Raw genomic sequence first — 3,114 nt, forward strand, 5'->3', positions numbered from 1 at the left:
GACAAAAAAAACGCCCCTTAAACCCTGAGGAATCCCCACGAACTTTGCTATCCATCGCATAAGGCCTGCTCTTTGACGTAAGCGTTCATTCCACGACGTTCTGCCAACCTGCTGAAAATCGCCCTAAAGTAACCTCACACTTTCCAACACGAGGTTACCCCCATGAGAAAGCACCGCACACCCGAACAGTGGCAGACCCTGGTCAATCAGCAGCGAGACAGTGGTCTGTCAGCTTCGAAGTTCTGCAAACAAGAGAACATCGGTTACGCCAGTTTCTGCAATTGGCGCAAGCGCCTGTCCGATCAGGCGGCCGGTGACTCAGCGGATTCCGGCGAAGCCGGTTTTCTGGACCTGTCCTCTCTGATGGGTGCAGCGCAGTCCGGCCCAGGCTGGCACATTGTGCTCAGCCTGGGCAACGGCGTTGAACTCCGGCTGAGCCAGCACGGATGATCGGGCTCGATAGTCAGGCGCGCATCTGGCTGTGCACCGAGCCCACCGACATGCGCAAATCGTTCCGGGGCCTGAGTGCCCTGGTTCGGAATCAGTTGAAGCACGACCCACTCAGTGGCCAGTATTTCGTCTTCGTCAATCGTCGCAAGACCCAGATGAAGATGCTGTATTTTACCGCTACCGGTTATTGCCTGTGGGCCAAGCGCCTGGAGCAGGGGCAGTTCCGGGTGCCGTTATCCGCCTCCGGTCAGCGAGCCCTGACCCTGACGGATCTGCAACTGCTGATCGACGGCATCGAGGTGCAGAAATACCGCCAGTTCAAGCGTTTTCGAGGGGTATAGAAGACGGACTTCCGGTATAATATGGGCCATGAATTCAACGGCTTCCACTACCTCTTCCAACACGCCTTCTTACTCGGCCCTGGCCGAGGAGAATGCATTGCTGCGTGAACAACTTCAGGTCATGCAGCGGCAGTTGGACTGGTTCAAGAAGCAGCTGTTCGGTCCCAAGTCCGAGAAGCAGGTGTTTGACCTGCCTGGGCAGGATAGCCTGTTCGCGTCGGATGACGCCCCGGTTCCGGTGCAGCCGCCGAAAAATGAGAAGCGCACGGTTAAAGCCTATCAGCGTGGCACTGGCAAGAAACAGCGGGACGACGACTGCCTGAACGACACCGGCCTGCGCTTTACTGCCGATGTACCGGTGGAAGTGATCGAGCAACTGCCGCCGGAGCTGACCGGGCCGGACGCCGACCAATACGACATCATCGGCACCAAAACCACCTACCGTCTGGCCCAGCGGGCCTCCAGCTATGTGGTGCTCAAATGCGAACGCCCGGTGTTCCGTCGTAAGGGCACGGATCAAAAACCTGTGACAACACCAGCCCCGTTCAACGTGCTGGACAACAGCCTGGCCGATGTCAGCCTGCTGGCCGGGTTGCTGGTGGACAAGTTCCAGTTCCACCTGCCGCTGTATCGCCAGCACCAGCGCATTCAACAAGCGGGTATTACCCTCAGCCGCAGCACCCTGACGAACCTGGTGAAGCGGGCCATCGACCTGCTTCGGCCCATTGTGGACGCCCAGACCGACAACGTGCTGCGCAGCCGGGTGCTGGCCATGGACGAAACACCCATCAAAGCGGGCCACCAGGGCCGGGCAGGCCCGCAGAAAGGCAAGATGAAAACAGGCTGGTTCTGGCCCCTATACGGTGATGACGACGAAGTGGTGTTTACCTACTCGAACAGTCGGGGCCGACTGCACATCGAGCAGGTTCTGAACGACCAATTCAGTGGCACTCTGATCAGCGATGGTTATGCCGCATATGCCCGCTATGCCGCGGCCCAGAAAGGCATTACTCATGCTCAATGCTGGGTGCATAGTCGCCGTTGCTTCGTTGAGGCCCAAAAGGATCATCCTGAGAAGGCCACCGAAGCCCTGCAACAGATCGCGAAGCTGTACCAGATTGAAGATACCATTAAGGAAAAGGAGCTCACCGGCGAGAAGAAGCGTCAATACCGGCTGGACCATGCGAAGCCGGTCGTCAGCGGCTTCTTCCAATGGTGCCGGGATCAGTTGGGGCAAGGCGGCCTGTTACCCAGTGAACCGTTAACCAAAGCCCTGAATTACGTGCTCGGCCGGGAAGCCAGCCTGACCGTGTTCCTGGAAAACCCGGACGTGCAGCCAGACACCAACCACCTGGAACGGGCTTTGCGGCCCATTCCCATGGGCAAGAAAAACTGGATGTTCTGCTGGACTGAACTGGGCGCGGAACACCTGGGTATCATCCAGAGCCTGATCAGCACCTGCAAGCTGCACGATATTACCCCGTACACATATCTGGTGGACGTGCTGCAGCGTGTCAGTCAGCATCCCGCCAGTGAAGTGGCGAATCTGACTCCGCGGCTCTGGAAAATCCGGTTCGCCGAGAATCCGCTACGGGCTCTGATCGATCCACGTCATCCGGACCGACAAGCCACGCAACTTACACCGGTGGAGGTCGTCCATGCGCATTGAGGACATGAGCATCGACGAGTTGCTGGAACTGAACCAGTACATCTGCCAGCGCATTGATGAACTGCAAGAACAGGAAACCCTGCAAGCCTTGAGTCGGGTGCGGGTTGGTCTGAAAGTGACCTTCGAAGGTCGAGAAGGACCGGTGCTTGGGATCGTCACCAAGATCAACCGTAAGAGTGTGATCGTGCTGGGGGAGGATGGCAGGAAGCAATACAAGGTCTCGCCGGAGTTATTAAGGCCCCTCCGTGACGTGAAGTAGGTCAACTACGTCTTGGAATGAACGCTTACTTACAAGTGGCGCAAAGAAGCTCGTGCTGAGGGACGCTGCTTGCCCGATGCAAGTGACCAGGGTACGACCGGCTGGTCGTCCCGAGACAAGTTTGCAGCGGTGGTTGAGACCGCAGCGATGAACACCGAAGACGTTGCTGCCTATTGTCGTCAACGGGGACTGTATCCCGAGCAGCTGCAACGCTGGCGTCATGACTGCGAACAAGCCGCCAGCCTGTCCTATGAGGACCGCCGTCGAGAAGCGGATGAAGCCAAGCAGCAGCGCAAGCGGATCAAAGAGCTGGAACGAGAGCTACAGCGCAAGAACACAGCACTCGCGGAGACAGCTGCACTGCTGACGCTGTCAAAAAAAGCACGGGCGATCTG

Annotated in this window: 5 protein-coding genes; all 5 read left to right on the forward strand. The window is 57.9% G+C overall.

The features are described from left to right. The first annotated feature begins 162 nt into the window (after positions 1-162). Complete coding sequence (tnpA, locus tag NFR51_RS10885; RefSeq protein WP_251713606.1) at positions 163-450, forward strand: IS66 family insertion sequence element accessory protein TnpA; 288 nt, start codon at positions 163-165, stop codon at positions 448-450. Beyond that, the gene (tnpB, locus tag NFR51_RS10890; RefSeq protein WP_016915087.1) at positions 447-791 is read left to right on the forward strand and encodes an IS66 family insertion sequence element accessory protein TnpB; all 345 of its coding nucleotides are present in this window, start codon (positions 447-449) and stop codon (positions 789-791) included. The genes tnpA and tnpB overlap by 4 nt, the downstream gene beginning before the upstream one ends. A 28-nt stretch (positions 792-819) precedes the next feature. After that, on the forward strand, positions 820-2,460 hold the full coding sequence (tnpC, locus tag NFR51_RS10895) for an IS66 family transposase (RefSeq protein WP_369127883.1): 1,641 nt from the start codon (positions 820-822) through the stop codon (positions 2,458-2,460). Beyond that, positions 2,450-2,719, forward strand: coding sequence for a hypothetical protein (locus NFR51_RS10900; RefSeq protein WP_251713607.1), 270 nt, complete (start codon positions 2,450-2,452; stop codon positions 2,717-2,719). Before tnpC ends, NFR51_RS10900 begins: the two co-directional genes overlap by 11 nt. Before the next feature lie 69 nt (positions 2,720-2,788). Continuing rightward, positions 2,789-3,114 (forward strand): transposase (locus NFR51_RS10905; protein ID WP_251713608.1); only part of this gene is annotated, 326 nt, incomplete at its 3' end.

Origin of the sequence: Lactococcus ileimucosae, assembly GCF_943193185.1 — a bacterium.
Classification (GTDB): domain Bacteria; phylum Bacillota; class Bacilli; order Lactobacillales; family Streptococcaceae; genus Lactococcus; species Lactococcus ileimucosae.

What these genes read in the sequence shown, in the direction of transcription:
- tnpA (WP_251713606.1), top strand. Translation starts at nt 163, where the DNA reads ATGAGAAAGCACCGCACACCCGAACAGTGGCAGACCCTGGTCAATCAG.
- NFR51_RS10900 (WP_251713607.1), top strand. Translation starts at nt 2,450, where the DNA reads ATGCGCATTGAGGACATGAGCATCGACGAGTTGCTGGAACTGAACCAG.
- tnpB (WP_016915087.1), top strand. Translation starts at nt 447, where the DNA reads ATGATCGGGCTCGATAGTCAGGCGCGCATCTGGCTGTGCACCGAGCCC.
- tnpC (WP_369127883.1), top strand. Translation starts at nt 820, where the DNA reads ATGAATTCAACGGCTTCCACTACCTCTTCCAACACGCCTTCTTACTCG.